Here is a 25,489-nt window from a genome sequence, read left to right as displayed (position 1 = left end):
AAGAAAATAGTATGAAAAAGAATTTATTATATGGCTTTTTTGCATTGAGCATGGCTATTGTCGGGTTGGCTTCTTGTGACCCCGTTGACAGTGATGACCATTCTTTGGGTGCAGAACCGCAAGAAAATCAGTTGGCATTTTCTGCTACTCCCACCGCTGGCAAAGCAAACATTGTAGAGTTTAAAAACGAATCAACAGTTGAAGGTGTCGTTTTGTGGGATTTAGGTAATGGAGGCACGGCAAAAGGGGAAAGTGTGAAAGCACAATATCCTTTCAAGGGTGAGTATACTGTGGCTATGACTCTGTATACAACCGGTGGCTCAGCTACTATCAGCAAGGTAATTTCTATTGCAGATGATGATATGGCTTTGCTCGACACCCCTATGTATAATGCTTTGACTGGTGGTGCTGCGAATCTTGGAGGAAAAACATGGGTGTTTGACCAATATCACGATGGACATTTTGGTGTGGGACCAGCGAAAGGTGGTGGAGATTATGACGGTACTCCCAAATGGTGGTCTTGTCCTGCCAATGGAAAACTGGAAAGTAGTCTTTACACACAAGAGTTTACATTTGTGCAAGTAGGTGTCAAGATGATATGGAAAAACAATGGCAAAATCTATACGAACGAAGCGGGTAAGAATGACTTGGGTGGGGCTGCCACCGTTCCGGGTGCCGGTGACTTTGATGTAGAATATACTCCTAAAGAAAGCTATACTTATACTTTGGACGAAATCAACAATACGTTGACATTGAGTGACGGTGCATTTATGGGACATTATACCGGTTCGTCTACTTATTTTATTCGTAGTCTGACGGAAGATGAACTTTATTTGGAAGTTGTGAGCAATGTCGAATCTGGTAATGGCTGGTGGTATCGTTTTGTTCCTAAAGAAAAAAATGTGAAGCCGGAAGTAGCTGTGAAGGCAGTGAAGTTGAGCGAAGACTTTGAAGCAGATAAACTGTCCGTTGATTTTGCCCGTGAAGATATGGGCGAATTGGATTTTATCTATTCGAATCCGGCACCTGTTCCGGTAAATACTTCAAAAAAGGTTTATCTGTATGAAAAGAGTATCGGTTTCTATTCCAATATCTCATATACGGCACCTGATTATAAGTTTGATTTGACAAAGGCAAACAAAGTTCGTATGAAAGTTTTTGTGCCTTCGTACAATGATTATACGACAGTTGCCGATGTAGCCGGTGATTGGATTGCTGTCAACCAGTTGCAGAAACAAGTTGCTGTCAAATTGCAGAACAGTGCTGCCGGTGGAAGTGCATGGGAGACTCAAACTGAAATAGTAAAAACAAATCTGACTACAGATCAATGGATTGAACTTGAATTTGATTTCAGTGAAGTGAAAGATCGTAAGGATTACGATAAGATTGTAATTCAGTTTGGTGCAGAAGGACATGCTGCTCCGGGTATCTTCTTTTTTGATGATTTCTATTTTGGAGAATAATACTGGTTTCTGAATGATAGTAGAGGCGGTTACCCTCTGGGCAACCGCCTTTTTAATCCTTTTTATCGATGAAAACAATGATTGGCCTTTGGATAGTGACCTTGATACCATTGATGGGATGTGGTAGTGATGGGCAGGCTGCAAATAATCCCCTCGTAGATAATATAATAGAAGTATCTCCTGCTGATTTGCAGTTTGCTGCTGCCGGAGAAGAAAAAACGATAAGAATAAAGGCTGCTGCTGCATGGGCGTTGAAAGATGATGGGCAGACATGGTATTCATTATCGGCAAATTCCGGATATGTCGGCGAATCCGTAGTGAAGATAACTGCTTTGAAAAATAGCGAAGAAAAGGAACGTTCGGCTATCCTTTCTTTTACTTCTGGAACAAATTATAAGCAAGAGTATCTGTTGAAACAAAGCAAAGGTGCAATAGAAAACTATGTTCCTGAAGGGTATTCATTGGTATGGCAGGATGAATTCAATGAAGGCACTACACTGGGTGACGACTGGACTCACGAAGTCCAGAAATCCGGTTGGGTGAACAATGAACTGCAGAACTACGTGAACGGAGAGGTATACGGAAAGCGTGTGACGGAACTTGCTGACGGTAAGCTGAACATCAACTGCTTCAAAGGCAGCGACGGTAAGATTTATTCCGGTCGTGTGTATGCCAAGGTGAATACCGGTTGGAAGTATGGTTATTTTGAGGCGCGTATTCTCTTGCCGAAAGGCAAAGGTACTTGGCCTGCTTTCTGGATGATGCCGGTAGGGAACGACTGGAATACCAACCCTTGGCCCATGTGTGGCGAGATAGACATCATGGAGGAAGTGGGCGTAGTACCCAACGAAGTCTCTTCGTCTATCCATACGCAAGACTATAATCATACTAAAGGTACGCAGAAGACACACGCCATGACCATAGACCGGGCAGAAGGAGAATATCATGTCTACGCCTTGGAGTGGACGGAAGATGCCATCACTACCTACGTGGATGGCAAGGTACAGTTGGCGGTCACCAAGCAACAACTGGGTTCCGGGCATAATCAGTGGCCGTTCCATTATGCTTTCTATCCCATTCTGAACCTGGCATGGGGAGGTGACTGGGGTGGAATGAACGGTGTGGACGAGTCTGCCCTGCCGGTGACGATGAAGGTGGACTATGTACGCGTGTTTCAGAAAAAATGAAATTATTTAATTAATAGAATTAGAATATGAAGAGTAAATACCTTTTTTTGATATTAATAGTTTTATCTTTTTTCTTTTCTTGTAGTCAAGAGGATGAGCTGGTAATACCAGAGAAACCTTTTGAAAATTCTGCGCTGGAATTGGAACAAGCTAAATTGGCTATTTATGCTATGGGGTTTGATTCTGCCTTTGTGACAGAATGGGATAATTATTATATCGTTGAGGAAGACATATTGATATGTAAAGATAGTCTCAATATTGTTTCAACGAGACAATATAGAACTAATAATTACGTAGACAATTTACAGTCGCTAACAATAGGCGTTGATAATACAATTGCTCAAAGCACAAATTGGAGGGAAGCTGTAAAGGAAGTTGTTAGGCTATATAATGATTATACTGGTCTTACTATCAGCTATAGTGAATATAATCCAGATGTGAAGATTACTAAAAAGAACATTTCAGGAACGGATGTATGTGCAATGGGCGTTTTTCCTTCATCTTCAAAAAAGCCTGGAAAAGAAATCTTTATTAATAGTAGTTTTTATACTAATATAGATACTTATTTGACTTTGAAGCAAAAGATATTCTTATTGATGCATGAATTAGGGCATAATCTTGGATTGCGGCACACAGATTGCTTTATGAAGGGTGAAGGAAATGGTTCTTATGGAATGGTTAAGATTCCTAATACTCCTGAGATAGATCAAGTCTCTTATATGAATTCAAATACTTGTGGCTTAAACTGGAATGGTATGCCCTTTTATGATGCGGTTGCCTTGAAGGAACTATGGCCTATTAGGTGTACTCTTTCATTCTATGGTAATAAAAATTCTGCATCTTTCTATAAAGGGGATAGCGTGCAATTGTCTTGGTATCATATACCTGATGTGATTCCAGATAGTAAACAATTTGGGGGCTGGTACTATGACTACGGATTGACGGATGAATGTAGGTATGGAACGTATATAAAGGATGATACAATGCTATATCCTAAATGGCGTAGCGGTAATGGCTATGTAAGTGTAACTGAATTTTCTTCAGATCATCCAAATGGTAATCAATACATGACAATAGAGCAGAATACGATTGTAACAGTGACTTGTACTGTTAAAAGAGCATTTAATGAGTGGATTGATATATACAGACATCCAAAGGAAACAGGAGGTGTTATTACATCCTATGGTCATTGGCCATTTGTTACTGTTCAATTTTGGATGGAAGAATATATGGTAGGGCCTTTGACTACTGATGTAGTTACTCATACTTGGAAAGTCTTTCTACCAGCAGGAACGTATATTTATGATGCTTATTTTTCCAAAAGTTTAGGAACTCAGAATGATGGACCGTATGAAAAGCATGGAACAACACGAGTTGATATATCATATTATAATTAAAAACATGTGAAGTAAGAATGCTGAAATTTATTATTGCTTATTTATTATTGCTTTCCTTTACATCTTGTACCCGAGTGCAGAACGGAAAAGGTGATGCCGCCATCGAGCAGAAAATAGAAGCTCTGTTGTCCCGTATGACACTGGAAGAAAAGATTGGGCAGATGAACCAGATTTCTTCTTATGGCAATATAGAGGACATGAGCGGACTGATAAAGAAAGGTGAGGTCGGGTCTATTCTGAATGAGGTGGACCCGGTGCGCGTCAATGCCTTGCAGCGCGTGGCTATGGAGGAGTCCCGCTTGGGCATTCCCTTGCTGATGGCGCGTGATGTCATTCATGGCTTCAAGACCATATTCCCTATCCCTCTGGGGCAGGCGGCCTCTTTTAATCCTCAGGTGGCCGAGGACGGTGCACGGGTAGCGGCTGTCGAAGCTTCTGCTGTGGGTATTCGCTGGACATTCGCACCGATGATAGATGTGGCGCGCGATCCCCGTTGGGGACGTATGGCCGAGGGATGTGGAGAAGATACATACCTCACTTCGGTGATGGGGGCTGCCATGGTAAAAGGCTTTCAGGGGGATTCTTTGAATAATCCGACCTCTATCGCAGCATGTCCCAAACATTTTGTAGGGTATGGGGCGGCAGAAGGAGGACGCGACTATAACTCAACTTTTATTCCGGAGCGTCGCCTGCGCAATGTCTATCTTCCTCCATTCGAGGCTGCTGCCAAGGCTGGGGCGGCCACTTTCATGACTTCGTTCAATGACAATGACGGAGTGCCGTCTACCGGGAACACTTTTATTCTGAAAGACGTGCTTCGCGGTGAATGGGGATTTGATGGAGTGGTGGTTTCAGACTGGGCTTCGGTAGCCGAAATGATAGCGCATGGCTTTGCGCCCGATTCCAAAGAGGCAGCGATGAAAGCAGTGAATGCCGGTGTGGATATGGAGATGGTCAGCTATACGTTTGTCAAGGAACTGCCGGAGTTGATAAAAGAAGGAAAAGTCAAGGAATCTGCCATAGATGATGCAGTGCGGAATATTCTGCGCATCAAGTACCGCTTGGGGTTGTTTGATAACCCTTATGTAGATGAGAAACGTATAGAGGAACTTTATGCTCCTGCTCATCTGGAGGCTGCCAAGCAAGCTGCTGTGGAATCGGCCATCTTGCTGAAGAACGAAAAGGAGACATTGCCTCTGCAATCTTCGGTAAAGACAGTTGCCGTGGTAGGCCCGATGGCGAATGCGCCATACGACCAATTGGGTACCTGGGTATTTGATGGCGACAAGACAAAGACTGTGACACCGCTGACTGCCATCAAGGAATTGGTGGGAGACAAAGTACAAGTGATATACGAACTGGGCCTGACTTATAGCCGTGACAAGAATATGGCCGGCGTGGCCAAAGCTGCCGCCGCCGCAGTACGTGCTGATGTCATTCTGGCATTTGTGGGTGAGGAAGCCATTCTTTCCGGAGAGGCGCATTGCCTGGCCGACCTGAACTTGCAGGGTGCACAAAGCGAGCTGGTTGCAGCTTTGGCAAAAACGGGCAAACCGGTGGTTACCGTTGTAATGGCAGGACGTCCGCTGACTATAGGAAAAGAAGTCGAACTCTCGTCTGCCGTGCTTTATTCGTTCCATCCCGGAACGATGGGAGGACCGGCATTGGCCGACCTGCTGTGGGGCAAGGCAGTGCCAAGCGGCAAGACTCCGGTGACTTTCCCGAAGATGGTAGGACAAATACCGGTTTATTATGCTCATAACAATTCCGGACGTCCGGCTACGCGGAATGAGGTCTTGCTGAATGACATTCCGTTGGAAGCGGGGCAGACTTCATTGGGATGTACTTCTTTCTATATGGATGCAGGTTTCGATCCGTTGGTTCCTTTTGGCTACGGTCTGTCGTATACGACGTTCAAGTATGGCAATGTGAAACTCTCGTCTGCCAGTCTGAAGAAGGAAGATGTGCTGACTGTGACTTTCGACCTTGAGAATACCGGAAAGTATGAAGGTACCGAGGTAGCCCAGCTTTACGTGCAGGACAAGTTTGCTTCGGTGACCCGTCCGGTGAAAGAGCTGAAACGCTTTGCTCGCGTCACATTGAAGCCGGGTGAGAAGAAGAATGTATCGTTTGAACTTCCTATAAGTGAACTTGCTTTCTGGAATATAGATAGGATGAAGACGGTGGAAGCCGGAGACTTTGCTCTTTGGGTGGCACCGGATAGCCAAAGTGGAGAAGAAGTTTTCTTTAGGGTAGTAGATTGATTGTTGATTTAAGGTTAAAAAGAGAAGGGACAGACCGTGACGGTTCGTCCCTTCTTACATTCATATAAATGCTTTATCCTTCAAGCCCCTGACTGTCCGAGAACTCTTGTTATGCTTTCTTTTAGGCACGGATTTCGCGGATTTTTCTTTGTCTTACAAATCACTTATCACTTATAACTCATCACTCATCACTTTCTTATACCCATACACCGCATTGCTTCCCAGCTCTTCTTCGATGCGAAGCAGTTGGTTGTACTTTGCCATACGGTCTGAGCGGCTTAGTGAACCGGTCTTGATTTGTCCGCTGTTGGTAGCTACGGCTATGTCCGCAATGGTTGCATCTTCCGTTTCACCGGAACGATGGGAAGTTACGGTAGTATATCCGTGGCGGTGTGCCATTTCGATGGCATTCAGTGTTTCGGTCAGCGAACCTATCTGGTTTACTTTAATCAATATGGAGTTGGCACAGCCTTTTTCGATGCCCATTGCAAGGAAGTCCACATTGGTGACGAACAAATCGTCTCCTACCAACTGGCAACGGTTGCCGATACGGTCGGTCAGTTTTTTCCAGCCGTCCCAGTCGTTCTCGCTCATGCCGTCTTCGATAGAGTCGATGGGATACTTGTTGATTAACTCTTCCAGATAGTCAATCTGTTCGTCGGCAGTACGTTTCTTGCCTTTTTCACCTTCGAATTTGGTATAATCGTAGATGCCATCATGGTAGAACTCGGAAGAAGCGCAGTCCATGGCAATCATTACATCTTTGCCCGGTTCGTATCCGGCAGCCTTGATGGCGGCAATGATGGAGTTCAAGGCATCTTCTGTACCCTCCAGATTAGGAGCAAAACCTCCTTCATCGCCTACTGCTGTGCTGAGGCCACGGTCTTTCAGGACTTTCTTCAGTGCGTGGAACACTTCGGCACCCATACGCAAACCTTCGCGGAAGGAAGTGGCACCTACGGGGCGTATCATGAATTCCTGGAAAGCAATGGGAGCGTCACTATGCGAACCGCCGTTGATGATGTTCATCATCGGTACAGGCATCACATAGGTATTTGTACCACCGATATATCGGTAGAGTGGGATGTCAAGGTAAGCGGCGGCAGCCTTGGCTACAGCAAGAGATACGCCGAGGATGGCATTGGCACCCAGATTGGCTTTCGTTTTGGTTCCGTCCAGTGCAAGCATGGCATGGTCGATACCCATCTGGTCGAGGGCGGACATACCGATGAGCTTGGGAGCAATGATATTATTGATATTGTCCACGGCTTTCAGGACACCTTTGCCTCCGTAACGTTTTTTGTCACCGTCACGCAGTTCCAATGCTTCGTGTTCTCCCGTGGATGCTCCTGACGGGACAGATGCACGGCCTATGAAGCCGGATTCCAAGGTTACGTCTACTTCTACAGTTGGGTTACCTCTTGAATCGAGGATTTCACGTCCGATAATCTTCTCTATTTTCATATTCAGTCAATTTTAATTATAAACTACCTTACTAACAAATGAAAACAAGGAATTGTTTTTCGTTTTTAATCCTTTATTGTAATGCCTAAAAGAGCAGTCAACTCCATGGCTTGGGAAGTATTGACGATGGCTCCCCGTATGTCGGGCAGGTTGAGGCGTATACCTCCTATGTGCGAGTCGCTCAAGTCGATTCCTCTTAGAGGGGTGTGTGAAAACTCGGATTCTACCAGCTCACAGTTTTCAAAGGCGATGGAGGCAAGTTTGCAGTCGTTGACGTCGCTGTTGCGCAAGTCACAAGAGGTGAAGCGGGCTTGATTGATTTTACTCATGGAAAGATTGAGGTATCTGGCATTGCAGTCCTTCATTGTCAGATGGTTCAATATTGTTTCCGGCAGATTGGTTCCCACCAGTTTGCAGGATATGAATTCCACTCTGAACAGAGAACTTTCGGCAAATGAGATGTTGGAAAGGTCGCAATGTTCAAAACGTACATCAGTGAAATGGCAGGATTTCAGTTTGCAGGCGCTGAATTGGATATGACTGAAAGTACAGTTGGTGATGCTTTTGTAGGAATACTCCATGTGTTCCTCTGTCCGTTTACCGAAGTGAAGGTCTCTGACAGTTTCTTCCGTATTCAGCCATTCTTCCAATGATTTGGAACTTTCACTTTGTCCCTCTAAGGTAGGAGGGATGATGCGTACGGGAGGCATGACAAAAGGCTTGCTGGGTTTCATAGGGGTGTTTGGGTTATATACAGCGTCCGAAGGCGCCGCCGGCGAAGGCTGCCAGGACTCCTAATGTGATACTTAATAAGGTATATAAGGCAAACATTCCGTAGAATTCTTGCTTTATCAGAATCAGTCCGTCATTGCTGAAAGTGGAGAAGGTGGTGAATCCTCCGCACAGACCGGTAGTCAGCAACAGCCGTACCTCAGTAGAAAGGTTGAAACGGGCGGATAAGGTATAGAATAGCCCGATGAGGAAACTTCCGAGGATATTGACTGTGAATGTAGCCCATGGGAAAGAGTAGGGGACTATGCGCTCGTGGAGCATCATCTGCACGCAGTAGCGCAGTACGCTGCCGGTACCGCCGCCAAGGAATATAGCTATCAGTAATCTAGTCATAGGTTTTCTGGGGTTGGTTTTGGCTGCAAAGGTAGTGAAGACAAAGGAATTTCAGTAAATCATAGCCCGAAATTTCATAAAGCGATTCTGTACTGGGGGAAGTAGTTATTGGTGGGATGTATATAATTTTGATATTTGATATGAGTGATTGCCAATCTTGGTTCCGGATAGTTCGTGATGGGGCAGAAGCGATTTACTAAATCTTGGAGGAAGATTTAGTAAATCGTTGCCGGAGATTTAGTAAAATGTCCGGGAGATTTTAGTAAACGAGTAGAAGGGGCTTTGGAAGGATGACTGGTTTGTCTGTATTTTTGGATACGGTAATAACTTGTGAAACTTGAGCCACTCTTGAAATTGAGGTCTTAACCGTTCAAATGCCATATTGTAGAGACCTCTCTAGAACCTTGTCTTGATAATCAGCGATTTATTTTCATAGGCTGTAGAGATTGTATCCATTCCTTCTCATTCTCTTCCTGCCTTTCTTTCTTCACTTGTAGAGAAGGGTTGTTCTTAATTTGTTGTTTTTTAGAGTTTTAACGAAATTGGTTGTAGATGTCATTTCCTTGTATTCCCGTCATTCACACCCTAACTTTGCAACATCGAATTCAAGAGAATGAAAGTTTATCGTTGAGGCCTCACGATGGATCTCCACTTCTTGAAAGAGAGGAAAAGGCTTCGGCCTATTTATTACATTATTATATTAACTTTCTAAAACATTAAAAATTATGGGACTTCAGTATGTAGTGGCAAAGAGAATCTTTGGTTTTGACAAGGACAAAAATGTAAAGTATGTAGCTAAATCCGTAGGAGCGGGTGAATTGGATTTTGATAAGTTGTGTGCCAAAGTGAGCCGTATTCTTGGTATTCACAGAAAGACGGTGGACTTAGTGGCTGCAGGACTGGTGGACATCATGTCGGAAGAAATAGACGATGGAAAGACTGTTCGTTTAGGTGATTTCGGATTGTTCCGCCCTTCTTTTGTAGGGAAGAGTGCTGATACGGAGGCTGGCGTTTCGGCCAGTAACATTGTCCGTAAACGTATTCTGTTTTTTCCGGGGAAAGCTTTTAGTCAAATGTTGGGCAATATGAGCGTCACCAAGATGGTGGTTCCCGATACGGACTATACGGATGGAAGTAGCAATGGTGGAGGGGATAACTCCAATCCTTCGGGAGGCAATGACGGGGACCAAGGTGAAAATCCTTTGGGATAATTCCAGTGCACGATTAAAGTTGTAAAAATATGGAGGGCGAAGTTTTCGTAGCGATACTTCTCCTTCTATTTTGTTTGTAGGCAGGATATTGTTCAAGGGAAGTTGGTTTTCATGCAAACGTTTGCCGACAAATCATCTATCATTTTAGTTTAATTGCGTCAGAGTGTATTTCTTTCCTGCCTATATTTGCATCTGGAACATAATTTTATAAATATAGCATGAGAAACATGAAAGCAATCTGTACAAAATTAGCCTGCTTCCTGCTCGTTTTGTTGGTGAGCGGCGTAGCAATGGCAGAGAGTATTACCTCTCCCAACGGACAACTTCAATTGAATTTTTCGGTAAATGCGCAAGGCGAACCCGTTTACGAACTTTCTTACAAAGGAAAGCCGGTGATTAACCCTTCCAAATTAGGACTCGAACTGAAGAACGACCCCGGTCTGATGAATGGCTTCACGATGGAGGATGCAAAGACTTCCACTTTCGACGAGACTTGGGAACCGGTATGGGGTGAAGTAAAGCAAATCCGTAACCACTATAATGAGCTGGCTGTGACGCTCAACCAAAAGGCGCAGGATAGGAACATCATTATCCGCTTCCGTTTGTTCGACGATGGTATGGGCTTCCGTTATGAGTTCCCTTTGCAGAAGAACTTGAACTATTTCGTGATTAAGGAGGAGCGTACTCAGTTTGCCATGACTGGCGACCATACAGCCTTCTGGATTCCGGGCGACTACGATACGCAGGAATATGATTACACAGAATCCAAACTTTCTGAAATTCGCGGGTTGATGAAAGGGGCCATTACGCCTAACTCTTCACAAACCCCGTTTTCGCCCACCGGTGTTCAGACTTCTTTGCAGATGAAGACTGCTGATGGTTTGTACATCAACTTGCACGAGGCTGCTTTGGTGGATTACTCTTGCATGCACTTGAATCTGGATGATAAGAATTTTGTTTTTGAATCTTGGCTTACTCCCGATGCAGTAGGCGATAAAGGTTATCTGCAAGCTCCCTGCACGTCACCGTGGCGTACGGTTATCGTAAGCGACGATGCTCGTGACATCCTTGCCTCTAAAATCACGCTGAACTTGAACGAACCTTGTGCTTACGAGGACGTTTCCTGGATTAAGCCCGTGAAATACGTAGGTGTATGGTGGGAAATGATTGCAGGTAAGAGCACCTGGGCATATACAGACGACCTTCCCTCCATCAAACTGGGTGAAGTGGACTACTCCAAAATGAAGCCCAATGGCCGTCATGGTGCCACTAACGAAAATGTAAAAAAGTACATCGACTTCGCAGCCGAGCACGGTCTGGACCAAGTATTGGTAGAAGGCTGGAATGAAGGCTGGGAAGACTGGTTTGGCAAATCCAAGGATTATGTATTCGATTTTGTGACCCCTTATCCCGATTTCGACGTGAAGATGCTGAATGAATATGCCAAGAGCAAAGGCGTGAAGCTGATGATGCATCATGAGACATCCGGTTCGGTGCGCAACTACGAACGTCACATGGACAAGGCCTATCAGTTTATGGTGGATAATGGCTACAATGCCGTGAAGAGCGGATATGTAGGTAATATGATTCCCCGTGGTGAACATCATTATGGGCAATGGCTGAACAACCACTACCTCTATGCCGTGAAGAAGGCAGCCGACTACAAAATTTGTGTAAATGCGCACGAAGCTGTACGCCCTACCGGTTTGTGCCGTACTTATCCTAACTTGATTGGCAACGAATCTGCACGAGGAACTGAATATGAGGCATTCGGCGGTAGCAAACCGTTCCATACCACATTGCTTCCATTCAACCGCTTGATTGGCGGTCCGATGGATTATACACCGGGTATCTTCGATACCAAACTTGACTTTATGGGCGATTTGCCCCACGGACAAGTGCAGACTACACTTGCTAAGCAACTCGCTCTGTATGTAACTTTATACAGCCCGTTGCAGATGGCTGCCGACTTGGTTGAGAACTACGAAAAGCACATGGATGCTTTCCAATTCATCAAGGATGTGGCAGTAGACTGGGACGACAGCAAGTACATTGAAGCAGAACCGGGTGATTACATTACCGTGGCCCGTAAGGCAAAAGGAACCGGCAACTGGTTTGTTGGAGGTATTACAGACGAGAATGCACGTACAGCCAACTTTACGCTCGACTTCCTTGAACCGGGCAAGCAATACGTAGCCACTCTCTATGCCGACGGTAAAGATGCTGATTACAAGGAGAACCCTACTTCTTATCAGATAAAGAAGGGTATCGTAACCAGCAAGACCAAAATGTCCGTGAAGGAAGCGCGTAGCGGTGGTTTTGCATTGAGCTTGATTGAAGCGACTCCGGCTGACAAGAAAGCTGTGAAGAAGTGGAGATAATTTAGGGTAGAAAGAGTTTTTATTAGGCATTAGTGAGGCCCCGCAGAAGTCCAATCTTTGCGGGGCTTTTTTTTGTGTTAGGGTAAGCTCATTCTTATACCGTAAAAATAGCATCAAGACCCGAGTTTTTGGTAAGTCCGTTCTTTGGGGAAACCTTTATTTTTGCACTCAGATAACAGATTGCATAATCATTAAAAATCAGAGATATGAATACGGATAAGAAAATCAGTCGTCGGGAGGCTTTAAAGCGTATGGGATTTGCCGTGATGAGCAGTGCTATCGCATCTTCCGGCCTACTCTCGTTGGCATCCTGCGAAACAAAAAGGAGTAAGCGTATCATCTTTTATTTTACCGGAACGGGTAACAGTCTTTACATCGCCCGTCAGTTGGCTGGAGAGAACGCAGAATTGTTGAGTATCCCTCAGATGGTGAAACGGGGGAAGTATGAATTTGAGGCAGATGAAATCGGCATCGTTTATCCCATCTACGGTCATATGCCTCCCTATATGGTACGGCAGTTCATTCGGAAAGCAAAACTGAAGGCAGAATACAAGTTTGCTGTCCTCACCTATGGTGCAAGGAAGTGCGATGCGGTAGAGATTTGGGACCGTATATCCCGTAAAGCCGACAATGCGTTTGACTATATCAACACTATCATCATGGTGGATAACTGGCTACCCAACTTCGACATGAACGAGCAACTCAAGATAGACAAGCACATCCCCGAGAACTTGCAGAAGATAACGGCAGATATCAACAGTCGGCAGCATTGGCACGAACCGGTGACGGAGGAGGAACGGCAACAGCACCAAGGTTTTATGCAGCGGAGTGGACTCGACCCCGAGGTGGGCTTCCTGATGAAAAGCGAGAAGTTCTTTACCGTGACCGATGTTTGTATTGACTGTGGCATTTGTACCTACGTTTGTCCGCGCGGCAACTATGAGCTGACGTCGAGAGGAGTGAAGACGTCCGGTGACTGCGAGTTCTGTTTTGCCTGCATACAGAATTGTCCGCAGAAGGCTATTCAGTTCATAAAGCAGGAAGATGGCTCTTTTCCTGACGGAACGGAGAAGAACCCCAATGCCCGCTATCGTAATGAGCATATTTCGCTAATAGATCTGAAACGGGCAAACAATCAAAAACTATAATCATTAACCTCTGTATTTTGTCGGATTTACACCCAGATGTTGTTGTACGTAACGGCTAAAATAAGCAGGAGAGGAAAAACCGAACATATCGGAAATACGGACGAACGTTAGTGATTTGTCGCGCAGCAAACGCGAGATGTCGAGTGTGGTATAACGGTTTATCCAGTAGTTTGCTGTATAACCGCTTACTTTCTTGGAAACTTCCGAAAGATATTTGGAGGTGACACATAGGCAGTCGGCATAATAGGTCACTTCACGATGCTCGCGGAAAGTTCCGTTCTCCAGCATGTTGAGGAAACGGCTCATGATGGAAGCATTTTGTACAGAGATATTGTCCTCGCCATATAGATGGGAGTGGAAATCGAAGAAGTCGAGTATCAACATCTGTGTGGAGGCGATAAGCATATCGCGATGGAAATGATGGTCTGTATTCCGGAGTCTGTATTCCACTTGTTCAAAATCCCGGAGACATAGCTCTTGCTGTTCGGTAGTCAGGGACATGATAGGATTGAGAAATAGGGAAAGTTGCCCTTTCATGCCGTAGTTGTTCTGTGGTGTACTCAGCACCACAAAGCCCGATGCGATATAGATGACCTTTACGCGAAAATCTTCTGAAGGTTGAATTTTCTCTACCAGTTTTCCTTTGCGGACAATCATCAGGTCGCCGGCACGTAGCTCGCGCTCCTCTCCATTGTACTTCAATCGGCAGATTCCTGACAGACAGAGGGCGTGTGCAAGATAGCCACTGTATGCGTCCGTCCCCAGACCTTGAAGAGTATCGGCTATTATAATATTTGCGGTTTCTCCCATTATACAGTTGTTTGGTTTCGATCACAAAAGTATATGTTTCCAATAATATAACTTCTATTGTGGGCAAGAAATATATTGCCTTTTTTATTCATTTCAAATCTGCCCGAATTTCGCAAATTCTTCATACCTTTGCATCCGTTAATTTTAGAAACCAATAACAAAACAGAACTTATGGGAGGTTTTTTCGGAACAGTCGCCAAGGCAACAAGCTGTGTGGCAGATTTGTTTTACGGCACAGATTATAATTCACATTTAGGGACAAAACGTGGTGGGTTGGCTACATACGATGCAGAAACGGAGCAGTTTACCCGTTCCATTCACAATCTGGAAAGCACTTATTTCCGCACGAAGTTTGAGGATGAACTGGATAAGTTCAAAGGAAATTCCGGAATAGGAATCATCAGTGACACAGACCCTCAACCCCTTATCCTTAACTCCCACCTCGGTCGCTTTGCCATTGTAACGGTAGCCAAAATAGTAAATCTGCAAGAACTGGAAACAAAACTGTTGGCCCAAAACATGCACTTCGCCGAACTCAGTTCGGGCAAAACCAATCAGACGGAACTTATCGCCCTCCTTATTATACAAGGAAAGACATTTGTCGAAGGAATTGAAAATGTGTATAAGCATATCAAAGGTTCCTGCTCCATGCTGTTATTGACGGAAGACGGCATCATTGCCGCTCGCGACCGCTGGGGACGTACTCCGATTGTGATTGGCAAGAAAGACGGAGCGTATGCCGCCACAAGTGAGTCGAGCAGCTTTCCGAATCTTGGTTATGAGATAGACCGTTATTTGGGACCCGGAGAGATTGTTCGCCTGCGTGCCGATGGTGTGGAACAGATGCGCAAGCCTGATGAGGGAATGCAGATTTGTTCCTTCCTATGGGTATATTACGGTTTCCCCACTTCCTGCTACGAAGGTAAGAATGTGGAGGAAGTGCGTTTTGCCTCCGGTTTCAAGATGGCACAGACAGATAAGTCAGAGGTGGATTGTGCCTGCGGTATTCCTGATTCGGGTGTAGGTATGGCGCTTGGGTATGCCGAAGGTAAAGGAGTTCCTTATCATCGTGCCATTTCCAAATATACTCCGACTTGGCCTCGTAGTTTTACTCCCAGCAAGCAGGAATTGCGTTCGCTGGTGGCAAAGATGAAGCTGATTCCCAATCGTGCCATGCTCGAGGGTAAGCGTCTGCTGTTCTGTGATGACTCTATTGTCCGGGGGACCCAGTTGCACGACAATGTGAAGGTGCTGTATGAGTATGGTGCCAAGGAGGTGCATATCCGGATTGCTTGTCCTCCATTGATATATAGCTGCCCGTTTGTAGGATTCACGGCTTCCAAAAGCGACATGGAACTGATTACCCGTCGTGTCATCAAGGAACTGGAGGGTGACGAGAATAAGAATCTCGATAAGTATGCCACTACCGGCTCACCCGAATACGAAAAGATGGTGGACGTTATCCGCGAGCGTTTCGGACTTTCATCCTTGAAGTTCAATACGTTGGAAACTCTGGTTGAGGCTATCGGATTGCCTAAGTGTAAGATATGTACGCATTGTTTTGATGGTAGCAGCCATTTTTGATTGACATTTTGTCCTTAAGAAATAAAAAAGAGGCGTGAATTGCTTGGCAGTTCACGCCCCTTTTTTTATCTTTACAGCACAAAATAGTGGTTAATGATTAGTGATTAATGATTAATGCCATTCGGATAATGCTTTTCGCCAATTACTAATCACTGACCATTAATCACTAACCATTAATCACTAATCATTATTCATCATGACTTTAGTAGAACGTTTTTTAAAGTACGTAAGCTTCGATACTCAGTCCAGTGAAGAGACTGAGATTACTCCGAGTACTCCGGGGCAAATGGTGTTTGCCCGGTATCTGAAAGAAGAATTGGAAACTTTGGGTCTGGAAGAAATCACGTTGGACGAAAATGGTTATCTGTTCGCCACTCTTCCTGCCAATACAGACAAGCCGTTGCCCGTCATCGGCTTTATTGCCCACATGGATACAAGCCCCGATATGAGTGGCAAGAATGTTTCTCCGCGTATCGTGCAGAATTATGACGGTAAGGACATTGTTCTTTGCGCCGAAGAGAATGTGGTTCTTTCTCCTGCCCAGTTCCCCGAACTGCTCGACCATCAAGGGGAAGATTTGATTGTGACCGACGGCAAGACCTTGCTTGGTGCCGATGATAAAGCCGGTATTGCCGAAATTGTATCGGCAGTGGTATATCTGAAGGAACATCCCGAAATCAAGCACGGTAAAATACGTATCGGCTTCAATCCGGATGAGGAAATCGGTCTGGGTGCCCATAAGTTCAATGTAGCGCAGTTCGGCTGCGAATGGGCCTATACCATGGATGGCGGAGAAGTGGGTGAACTTGAATTCGAGAACTTCAATGCGGCCTCTGCCAAGATAAGCTTCAAGGGACGGAATGTGCATCCGGGCTATGCCAAGAATAAGATGATTAACTCTATCCGCGTTGCCAACCGTTTCATGTCCATGCTTCCGGCTGACGAGGCTCCGGAGCATACCGAAGGTTACGAAGGTTTCTATCATCTGATAGGCATTACTGGCGAGGTGGAGCAGACAACAGTCTCTTACATTATCCGTGACCACGACCGCACCCGCTTTGAAGAGCGCAAGAAGGAGATGGAACGTCTTGTGGCAAAAATCAATGAAGAATACGGTCCGGGTACCGCTACTCTGGAACTTCGCGACCAATACTATAATATGCGCGAGCAGATTGAACCGGTGATGCATATCATCGACACCGCTTTTGCCGCCATGAAGGCGGTAGGTGTAGAGCCTCGTGTAAAAGCCATTCGCGGAGGTACGGACGGTGCCCAGCTCTCTTTCAAGGGCCTGCCTTGTCCCAATATCTTTGCCGGTGGCTTGAACTTCCACGGCCGCTATGAGTTCGTGCCTATCCAGAACATGGAGAAAGCCATGAACGTCATCGTCAAGATTGCCGAGCTCGTAGCAAGCAAATAGATAATTCATAACTCATAACTCTAATAGTTCCATGAAAACCACTCCGTTTACCGAAAAACACATCTCGCTGGGTGCCAAGATGCACGAGTTTGCGGGATATAATATGCCTATCGAGTATTCCGGCATCATTGACGAACATCTTACAGTATGTCAGGGTGTCGGTGTATTCGACGTCTCACACATGGGAGAATTCTGGGTGAAAGGTCCCCATGCTTTGGACTTTCTGCAGAAAGTGACTTCCAATAACGTAGCTGCCCTCACACCTGGGAAAGTACAGTATACCTGCTTCCCCAATGACAACGGAGGCATTGTAGACGACCTTCTGGTCTATCATTATGAGCCGGAGAAATACCTGCTTGTCGTGAATGCGTCGAACATTGAGAAAGACTGGAACTGGTGTGTGTCTCATAACACGGAAGGCGCTGAATTGGAAAATGCTTCCGACCACATGGCACAGCTTGCTGTGCAAGGACCGAAGGCTATTCAGACGTTGCAGAAACTGACTTCCATCAATCTTTCCGACCTTCCTTACTATACTTTTACCCACGGTGAGTTTGCCGGAGAAAAGGATGTCATTATCTCCAATACCGGATATACCGGTGCGGGTGGTTTTGAGCTTTACTTCTATCCGGAGGCTGCCATGAAGATTTGGGATGCCGTGTTCGAGGCAGGCGCGGAGTTCGGCATTAAGCCAGTTGGTCTGGGTGCGCGCGATACGCTTCGTCTGGAAATGGGCTTCTGTTTGTATGGCAATGATTTGGATGACACCACTTCGCCCATTGAAGCGGGTTTAGGATGGATTACCAAGTTTGTGGAGGGAAAGAACTTCACCAATCGCCCGATGCTGGAAAAACAGAAAGCGGAAGGCACTACCCGTAAGTTGGTGGGATTTGAAATGATAGACCGCGGTATCCCCCGTCATGGTTACGAGCTGTATAGTACAGACGGTACTGCCATCGGTGTGGTTACCTCCGGAACTATGTCGCCTACCCGCAAGATTGGTATCGGAATGGGGTATATCAGGCCCGAGTACAGCAAAGTCGGTACGGAAATCTGCATTGACATGCGGGGACGTAAGCTGAAAGCTGTGGTTGTGAAACCGCCGTTCCGCAAACAGTAATTTGAATGAATAACTAAAATAAGAAGAATGAAGAATTTGTCATGCGGCATCATCGCGCAGTCAAATTCTTCATTCTTAGTTATTCCTTTCTCTATATTCTGCTTATCCTGTCCAGCATTTGGTTTGCCCAACCTATCTCTTTATTGGTCCATTCCTTTTCGGTTCCTTCTATGCCCTGGCCTTCGTAGGCCGAAAGCAAGGTGATATATTCTTTCAGTATATCAGCGGCTTGGGCTTGTTTGTTCATACGCATCAATAATAGTATTTTTTGTTTATATATGTCCAGATTGGGGCTTGTTCCTGCCATCTCCTGGGCTTTATCAAGCATGGCGAGGCAGCGGTTGTTCACTTCTTCCGTATTAGACAGTGCCATTTCCGCTTTTACCAGGATGATGTAGTCATTGTCCGTGGCTAGTCTGTTGTCAATGTTCTTGCGTATCAGCCGGGCAGTTTCCTTATAGCGCTTGTTGGCGTAGTTCATACTTGCGTTGAAAGAAACGACATCGCTGGTGGTCCGTAGGTAGGGGCGGGCACTCAGGCTATGGGATTCACCGGCCTTTTCTATACGCTTTTGCAGGTTGCCGATGCTGCCGTAGCGAGGAATGTCCTTGTTGCGTTGGTGCAGGTTGTAATACCCTATAATTTTACCGAGGGCCGATGCGATTCCGTCGGGATTATAGCCCTTGAATGCCAGAAGTTGGCGCGCAAGGCGGTCTGAAGAGATTTCCTGGGAAGTTTTGTATTTCATCCCCAACCGGTCCGTTGCCGGAATGCTCAAAAGGGAAGCGATGGCTCCGATATCTGCCACCAGACTGACGGCATAAGCATCTTCATTATCGTCCCAGTAGGCCACATCGAGGGCTGCGCTGGCGGTAGTGGCAAAGACATCTGCCCAAAAAGCTGCACGCTTGGCACGCCGCTCGGCACGGTAAATGTTGTTTACCTGATGGTCGAGGACGAAATGTCCCAGCTCACATGCGATGACGGCGGCCAGTTCGTCTTCGGAATCAAGAGTGCAGAGGAGGCCTGTACTGATAACCATGGAGCCGTTGGGAAGCATGAAGGCATCTGGTTCGGGCGACTGGATGATACGTATGTTCAGACTCTCCCCGCGATTGCTGTCAATGGTGGTGGCGTTCAACTTGGAGAACACTCCCTGCACGTACGAAACGATGTAATCTTCCTGATAGGCTATCTCATTCAGTTTGTCGAGATACTCCAGGCACTCTTCGTCGATTTCCTGGCGCAGTTTGTGCTTGTAGCCGCGGTCGCTGAAATATTCGTAAAGATGGTTTTTCAAGTATATCTGCTGCCAGAATTCCCGGTCAGTTTGCGGAGCGGATATGGCAATGTGCCCCATCTCATTCAAAGGAATGGTCTCTTGTATGCCGTTCATTTCGACAGCATAGCAAATGTTGTTGCTGCTTTCACCGGGATTCTTCATTTTGACAACCCGGCGGATAATGACCGGTGTACCGGCGGGAGATTGCCGGTACTCTTTTGTCAATTCTCCTTTGACAGCGATGTTTCCGCTTAAATCTTTGTACTTTTTGGGCTTGGCAAATCCTGCCGTTGCGACAAGGATTGTCAGGATGAATAGGGTGGCGAGTCGTTTCATGATTAGTATATGTTTTCGGTTTTGATGATACAAAAATAGGGAAGTGTTTTTCTCCTTTCTCGTTTTTTTCCCTATTCTGTGATAGGAGATTCCCTATTTATCGGTCCTGCAGTGGGAGGCGGAAACAAAAAAGGGAACCTTTCAGTGAAAGACTCCCTTTTTTCAGTTTGCTTGAAACTGATTATTTCTTACGGTTACCGTAGCGGCTCATGAACTTATCAACACGACCGGCGGTGTCAACCAGCTTGGACTTACCAGTGTAGAACGGGTGAGAAGTGCTGGAGATTTCCAGCTTTACCAGCGGATAAGTTTCACCTTCGAATTCGATAGTCTCTTTCGTGTTGCAAGTGGAACGAGACAAGAATACATCACCATTTGACATATCTTTAAATACTACCGGACGGTAATTTTCAGGATGAATACCTTTTTTCATTTTGATATTTTCTTTTAAAAATTTATATTCTGTTACTATTTTGGTAATAAATAGTGTAATGGTCTTCTTTTCAGAGCGCAAAGATAGTGCAAGTTGGAGACTCTACAAAATAAATTCAGATTTATTTTTATTTAGTAGGTTTATCGCATTTTATTTCTGATTTTTGCAGGACTTAATCTTGTGAATTTATGAGGAAACTACTTGTCTTATGCTCTTTCTGGCTGTGCGTGGCAACGCTGGGGGCACAAAATGCGGAACGGAAATTGTATAGTGTTGCGTTCTACAATCTTGAGAACTTGTTTGATACGATTCATGATGCAGGTAAGAATGACTATGAGTTCCTGCCCGACGGCAGTTACCAATGGACGGCAAAGAAGTATGAGTCCAAGCTGCAGAACCTTTCCAAAGTGTTGGGTTCCCTTTCGCGTGATTTAGTGCCGGAAGGTCCGGCATTCATCGGTGTGGCAGAGGCGGAGAACAGCCGGGTGCTGGAAGACCTCGTGAAGCAGCCGGCCATTTCCAATTATGAGTTCGTGCATTATGAAGGACCGGACAGACGGGGTATAGACTGTGCCTTGCTGTACGACCCGAAGCAGTTCAGCGTTACCCACTCGAAGTTGGTGCTTTCTACTCCTTTTGAGGGGGATACGGTGCACTTGACGCGCGGCTTCCTGATTGTGGACGGACAACTGGCGGGAGAGCGTGTCTGCGTGATAGTGAACCACTGGCCCTCCCGTGGGGCGAAGTCACCGGTGCGTGTGCATGCAGCCAGGCAAGTAAAGGCCTTGAAGGACTCTCTGATGCGTAGCGACAAGAAGCTGAAGCTCATCGTGATGGGGGATATGAATGACGACCCGATGGACGAAAGCATGGAGGTGCTGGGAGCGCGCAAATATCCGAAGCAGGTGAAGAAAGGCGAACTCTACAATCCCTGGTGGGAGACACTGGAAGACAAGGGAGTGGGGACATTGCTCTATCGGGGCAAGTGGAACCTGTTTGACCAGATTGTCATTTCGAAACCGTTGCTGAAGGCAAAGAAAGGGTTGCGCTATGACCACAATGAAGTTTTCATCCGCGATTATCTGATTCAGCAGGATGGCAAATACAAAGGTTCCCCCTTGCGTACGCATGGAGGCAGGACTTGGCTGAACGGCTACAGTGACCATTTGCCGACCATCATCTATCTGAAAAATTAGTATTACATAATAATGTGTAAACAGATGCCGGAGAGCAAACATGTTCTCCGGCTTTTTTGTTGATAGAAGTATAGATGGCAAAAGTATGGCTGGCAGAGATAAATGCAAAGAGTTTGTAATATAGAGATTACAATAATCTGTTAAATGAAGCCAATAGCTTTAAAATAGAATGGATTTGGTAGGATGAGCCGGATATTTTATTCCTCTCAAGTTCTTTACTTTAAAGGATAATGATTACTTTTGCGTAGAATTTTAATTCACTAACAATAAAATTTAAACAAAATGGTTAATTACAAAGATTTAGGACTGGTAAACACAAGAGAGATGTTTGCTAAGGCTATCAAAGGTGGATATGCTATTCCGGCATTCAACTTCAACAATATGGAACAGATGCAGGCTATCATCAAGGCTGCAGTTGAAACAAAGTCTCCGGTTATTCTTCAGGTATCTAAGGGTGCCCGTCAGTATGCCAACGCTACGCTGTTGCGTTACATGGCTCAGGGTGCTGTTGAGTACGCTAAGGAATTGGGTTGCAAACATCCTGAAATTGTTCTTCACCTTGACCACGGAGATACATTCGAAACTTGCAAGAGCTGTATCGACTCCGGTTTCTCTTCAGTAATGATTGACGGTTCACACCTTCCGTACGAAGAAAACGTTGCACTGACTAAGAAGGTAGTTGACTATGCCCATCAGTTCGACGTAACTGTAGAAGGCGAACTCGGTGTATTGGCCGGTGTAGAAGATGAAGTTTCTGCAGAACACCATACATATACTAATCCTGAAGAAGTTATTGACTTCGCTACCCGTACAGGTTGCGATTCACTGGCTATCTCAATCGGTACTTCTCATGGTGCATACAAGTTCAAACCCGAACAATGCCACGTTGACCCTGCTACCGGTCGTCTGGTTCCTCCTCCTTTGGAATTTGCCGTTCTGGATGCTGTAATGGAGAAACTTCCGGGATTCCCCATCGTTCTTCACGGTTCTTCTTCAGTTCCTCAGGAAGAAGTTGATACTATCAACAAGTATGGTGGTAAGCTGGAAGCTGCTATCGGTATCCCCGAAGAGCAGTTGCGTAAGGCTGCCAAGTCTGCTGTTTGCAAAATCAACATCGACTCTGACTCACGTCTGGCTATGACAGCTGCTATCCGCAAGACATTTGCTGAAAAACCGGCAGAATTCGACCCGCGTAAGTATCTGGGTCCGGCTCGTGACAATATGGAAAAACTGTACAAGCATAAAATCATCAACGTGCTTGGTTCAGAGAACAAATTGGCTCAACTGGACTAATCGAAAGATAATCCGAATATAGCGTCAGCCCTTGCAATATTGATGTTGCAAGGGCTGACTTGTTATATATAGGCCGGTGTTGTGGGATGGTTAAGTTCGCCGGTTATTTCAGAAGCGGATGTTTCAACGTGTACAACAGTCTGTTTCCTTTAACAAAACAGTCTGTTTCCCTTAACTGAACAGTTTGTTTCAATAAAGAGAACACTTCGTTCCAATATGCAAAAACACTTCGTTCCAATACGTAAGAACACTTTGTTTCTACATATCCGAACACTTTGTTTCTCTATACTGGAACAAAGTGTTCACCGTTATGAACTAACAGATTAGCTATATTTGAGACCGGTGAAAAGCATATCCCCGTGACACCTATTCCATACTAAAAATCCCTTGCAGATGGCTGGCAGGCGAGGTGTCTGCAAGCTATCTGCAAGGGAGATTTGCAAGAATGAGCTCTCTGTGTGGAGTGCGCGTTATAATTCTATCACTAATGATTCTCTGGGGCCCATCTTCAGCTCTTCACCGAAGGTGATGGCCTTGCCGCTAAGAATATCTTTTCCCTGCTTGCTGTCTTTTAGGATTTCCTTGTAGAATTTCAAAGGAACGGTGGTCTCTGCATCTGTACCGTTCAGCATCACGAATATCGTCTTGCCTTCGTACTGGCGTGCGTAGGCATAAACACCATTCTGTACCATGAACTGCACCATGCTGCCTTTGGCAATCACATCGTTTCCTTTGCGCCAGTTTAGGATGGTCTTGTAGAAGTCGTAGCACTCGTTCTGTATTTTGGTACGTCCGGCTGGGGTCAGTGCGTTTGTTGCGTCACCGGTCCATCCGCCGGGGAAGTCCTTGCGGACATAGCCGTCGCTCTTGCTCTTCACGCCATTCATCATGACTTCCGTTCCGTAGTAGAGTTGCGGAATGCGGCGGGTGGTAAGCAGCAGGGTAGAGGCTTGCTTCAGCATCGGAAGGTTGTTGCCTTCGCCCAGGAAGCGGTCGGTGTCGTGGTTTTCGATGAATGCCAGTACGGAAGCGGGGTTGGGGTAGAGGAAGTCGTATACGAAGTTATTGTATATGCGGTCCAGTCCCTTGAACCAAGTTTCGGTCTGTTCATTCTTGGCGGTGTTTATCTTGTCGAAGAAGCTGAAGTCCATAACGGTCTTGAGGTTACTGTTCTTGGGGGCTGATAGCTTGGAATCCTTCTGCCACCAGGCGGTGTAGGCGGGTTCGGTAACCCAGGTCTCGCCCACGGTGTTGTAGTTGGGATATTCTTCGTTGAGCTCTTTCATCCAGTTGCTCATGGCATCATAGTCGGCATACGGGTAAGTGTCCATGCGGATGCCGTCGATGTTGGCGAATTCAATCCACCAGAAACTGTTCTGTACCAGGTAGCGGTAAACGTGAGGATTCTTCTGGTTGAGGTCGGGCATGGAAGGTACAAACCAGCCGTCGTTCATCTGGTCGGCATCGTACTGGGAAGTATAAGGGTCTACGTGCGGGGTCAGTTTGAAGGAGGTCTGCACGAAGTTGTTTTCGTGGTCGGGGTTGTTGAACCAATCTTTGGAGGGCATGTCCTTAATCCATACATGCTCTACGCCGCAGTGGTTGAAAATCATGTCCATTACGATTTTGATGCCGCGTGCATGGGCTTTTTCAATCAGTTGCTTGTATTCTTCGTTGGTACCGAAGCGCGGGTCTACCTTGTAGTAGTCTGTGGTGGCATAGCCGTGATAGGAACCGCCGGTCATGTTGTTTTCCAGTACCGGAGTAAACCAGAGGGCTGTGACGCCGAGGTCGGAGAAGTAGTCCAGGTGTTGTTCGATGCCGGCAAGGTCACCGCCGTGGCGTGCATTGGGGTCATTGCGGTCTATCTTGTACTCGGCCATGCCCGCAATCTGGTCATTGTCCGGATTGCCATTGGCAAAGCGGTCGGGCATCAGCAGGTACAGTGCGTCGGAGGCGTCGAAACCTTTATGTTCGCAACCTTTCTTGTTGCGTGCCTTCAGTTCATATTCCTTTACGAGTTTCTTTTTTCCTTCAGTGAAGGTGAGGTTGAATTTGCCGGGTTTTACATCCTTGTCCAGTTTCAGATAGACCAGGAGGTAGTTGTTGCTTTCCAGCTTGACGGTGCTGCTCAATGAGACGCCGGGATAATTGACGGATACTGCCGCGTTGCCGATGCCTTCGCCATAGACCATCAGCTGGAGTTCCGGGTTCTGCATGCCGGTGTACCAAAACGGAGGGTCGATTTTGTTCACATTCATAGCTGCATACGTACTGAGGGAGAGTAAGAGTGTTCCCAAGATTAAGAATACTTTTTTCATGATAGTAACTTTACGGTTAATTTTTGCGCTAATTTAAAACAAATAACGGAGAAA

The 25,489-nt window shown here is 45.9% G+C and carries 19 protein-coding genes; 12 read left to right on the top strand and 7 right to left on the bottom strand.

All coding sequences use genetic code 11. The features are described 5' to 3' along the window. Positions 1–11: 11 nt before the first annotated feature. The 4 genes from DW947_RS03355 (at position 12) to bglX (ending at position 6,311) form a co-directional block, all read left to right on the top strand. Entirely contained in the window at positions 12–1,463 is a 1,452-nt protein-coding gene (locus tag DW947_RS03355; protein ID WP_057281779.1) for a PKD domain-containing protein, read from the top strand. 68 nt (positions 1,464–1,531) lie between these two features. Continuing rightward, positions 1,532–2,650 (top strand): family 16 glycosylhydrolase, encoded by a 1,119-nt coding sequence (locus DW947_RS03350; protein ID WP_016273349.1) that lies wholly within the window; start codon positions 1,532–1,534, stop codon positions 2,648–2,650. Between the two features lie 26 nt (positions 2,651–2,676). Then, positions 2,677–4,047, top strand: coding sequence for a M57 family metalloprotease (locus tag DW947_RS03345; protein WP_016273350.1), 1,371 nt, complete (start codon positions 2,677–2,679; stop codon positions 4,045–4,047). 17 nt (positions 4,048–4,064) lie between these two features. Next, positions 4,065–6,311 (top strand): beta-glucosidase BglX, encoded by a 2,247-nt coding sequence (bglX, locus tag DW947_RS03340; protein WP_117962581.1) that lies wholly within the window; start codon positions 4,065–4,067, stop codon positions 6,309–6,311. A gap of 171 nt (positions 6,312–6,482) precedes the next feature. On the opposite strand, the gene eno is transcribed toward bglX, so the two are convergent. The 3 genes from eno to crcB all read right to left on the bottom strand — a co-directional run bounded on the left by eno (position 6,483) and on the right by crcB (position 8,900). Beyond that, positions 6,483–7,775 (bottom strand): phosphopyruvate hydratase, encoded by a 1,293-nt coding sequence (gene eno, locus DW947_RS03335; protein WP_117962583.1) that lies wholly within the window; start codon positions 7,773–7,775, stop codon positions 6,483–6,485. A 65-nt stretch (positions 7,776–7,840) separates the two neighbouring features. Then, positions 7,841–8,509: a pentapeptide repeat-containing protein gene (locus DW947_RS03330; RefSeq protein WP_016273353.1), complete on the bottom strand. Its 669-nt coding sequence runs from the start codon at positions 8,507–8,509 to the stop codon at positions 7,841–7,843. Positions 8,510–8,522: 13 nt separating this feature from the next. Beyond that, the gene (gene crcB, locus DW947_RS03325; protein ID WP_005826820.1) at positions 8,523–8,900 is read right to left on the bottom strand and encodes a fluoride efflux transporter CrcB; all 378 of its coding nucleotides are present in this window, start codon (positions 8,898–8,900) and stop codon (positions 8,523–8,525) included. A 725-nt stretch (positions 8,901–9,625) separates the two neighbouring features. Here crcB and DW947_RS03320 point away from each other — a divergent pair. From DW947_RS03320 to DW947_RS03310, 3 genes are all read left to right on the top strand, one after another. Continuing rightward, positions 9,626–10,111, top strand: a complete 486-nt coding sequence (locus DW947_RS03320; RefSeq protein WP_005835937.1) for a DsbA family protein — start codon at positions 9,626–9,628, stop codon at positions 10,109–10,111. Positions 10,112–10,329: 218 nt separating this feature from the next. Continuing rightward, positions 10,330–12,492: a glycoside hydrolase family 97 protein gene (locus DW947_RS03315; protein WP_057088054.1), complete on the top strand. Its 2,163-nt coding sequence runs from the start codon at positions 10,330–10,332 to the stop codon at positions 12,490–12,492. 206 nt (positions 12,493–12,698) lie between these two features. Next, positions 12,699–13,640, top strand: a complete 942-nt coding sequence (locus DW947_RS03310) for an EFR1 family ferrodoxin (RefSeq protein WP_005826810.1) — start codon at positions 12,699–12,701, stop codon at positions 13,638–13,640. A gap of 3 nt (positions 13,641–13,643) precedes the next feature. Here DW947_RS03310 and DW947_RS03305 read toward each other — a convergent pair whose 3' ends face one another. Then, a complete protein-coding gene (locus DW947_RS03305; protein ID WP_005826809.1) occupies positions 13,644–14,450 on the bottom strand; it encodes a helix-turn-helix domain-containing protein in 807 nt (268 codons plus the stop codon). Positions 14,451–14,621: 171 nt separating this feature from the next. Between DW947_RS03305 and DW947_RS03300 the strand changes: the two genes are divergently transcribed. From DW947_RS03300 to gcvT, 3 genes are all read left to right on the top strand, one after another. Next, positions 14,622–16,034 (top strand): amidophosphoribosyltransferase, encoded by a 1,413-nt coding sequence (locus DW947_RS03300; RefSeq protein WP_005826808.1) that lies wholly within the window; start codon positions 14,622–14,624, stop codon positions 16,032–16,034. 196 nt (positions 16,035–16,230) lie between these two features. Beyond that, positions 16,231–17,454, top strand: coding sequence for a peptidase T (gene pepT, locus DW947_RS03295; protein WP_005826807.1), 1,224 nt, complete (start codon positions 16,231–16,233; stop codon positions 17,452–17,454). Positions 17,455–17,485: 31 nt separating this feature from the next. Continuing rightward, a complete protein-coding gene (gene gcvT / locus DW947_RS03290; RefSeq protein WP_117713579.1) occupies positions 17,486–18,574 on the top strand; it encodes a glycine cleavage system aminomethyltransferase GcvT in 1,089 nt (362 codons plus the stop codon). 91 nt (positions 18,575–18,665) lie between these two features. Here gcvT and DW947_RS03285 read toward each other — a convergent pair whose 3' ends face one another. Beyond that, complete coding sequence (locus DW947_RS03285; RefSeq protein WP_044467724.1) at positions 18,666–20,192, bottom strand: M48 family metallopeptidase; 1,527 nt, start codon at positions 20,190–20,192, stop codon at positions 18,666–18,668. Between the two features lie 181 nt (positions 20,193–20,373). After that, entirely contained in the window at positions 20,374–20,625 is a 252-nt protein-coding gene (locus DW947_RS03280) for a type B 50S ribosomal protein L31 (RefSeq protein ID WP_005835945.1), read from the bottom strand. A 188-nt stretch (positions 20,626–20,813) separates the two neighbouring features. On the opposite strand from DW947_RS03280, the gene DW947_RS03275 reads away from it, so the two are divergent. Continuing rightward, positions 20,814–21,821, top strand: coding sequence for an endonuclease/exonuclease/phosphatase family protein (locus DW947_RS03275; RefSeq protein WP_117962585.1), 1,008 nt, complete (start codon positions 20,814–20,816; stop codon positions 21,819–21,821). Between the two features lie 282 nt (positions 21,822–22,103). Then, positions 22,104–23,114, top strand: a complete 1,011-nt coding sequence (locus DW947_RS03270) for a class II fructose-bisphosphate aldolase (protein ID WP_005826798.1) — start codon at positions 22,104–22,106, stop codon at positions 23,112–23,114. Between the two features lie 470 nt (positions 23,115–23,584). On the opposite strand, the gene DW947_RS03265 is transcribed toward DW947_RS03270, so the two are convergent. Continuing rightward, the gene (locus DW947_RS03265; protein ID WP_057256382.1) at positions 23,585–25,435 is read right to left on the bottom strand and encodes a glycoside hydrolase family 13 protein; all 1,851 of its coding nucleotides are present in this window, start codon (positions 25,433–25,435) and stop codon (positions 23,585–23,587) included. Positions 25,436–25,489 lie beyond the last annotated feature (54 nt).

This window comes from Bacteroides sp. AM44-19, from assembly GCF_003603395.1.
Lineage (GTDB): Bacteria > Bacteroidota > Bacteroidia > Bacteroidales > Bacteroidaceae > Bacteroides > Bacteroides uniformis.
Note: the sequence above shows the minus strand (reverse complement) of the source record. Positions and strands in the feature narration are given on the sequence as shown.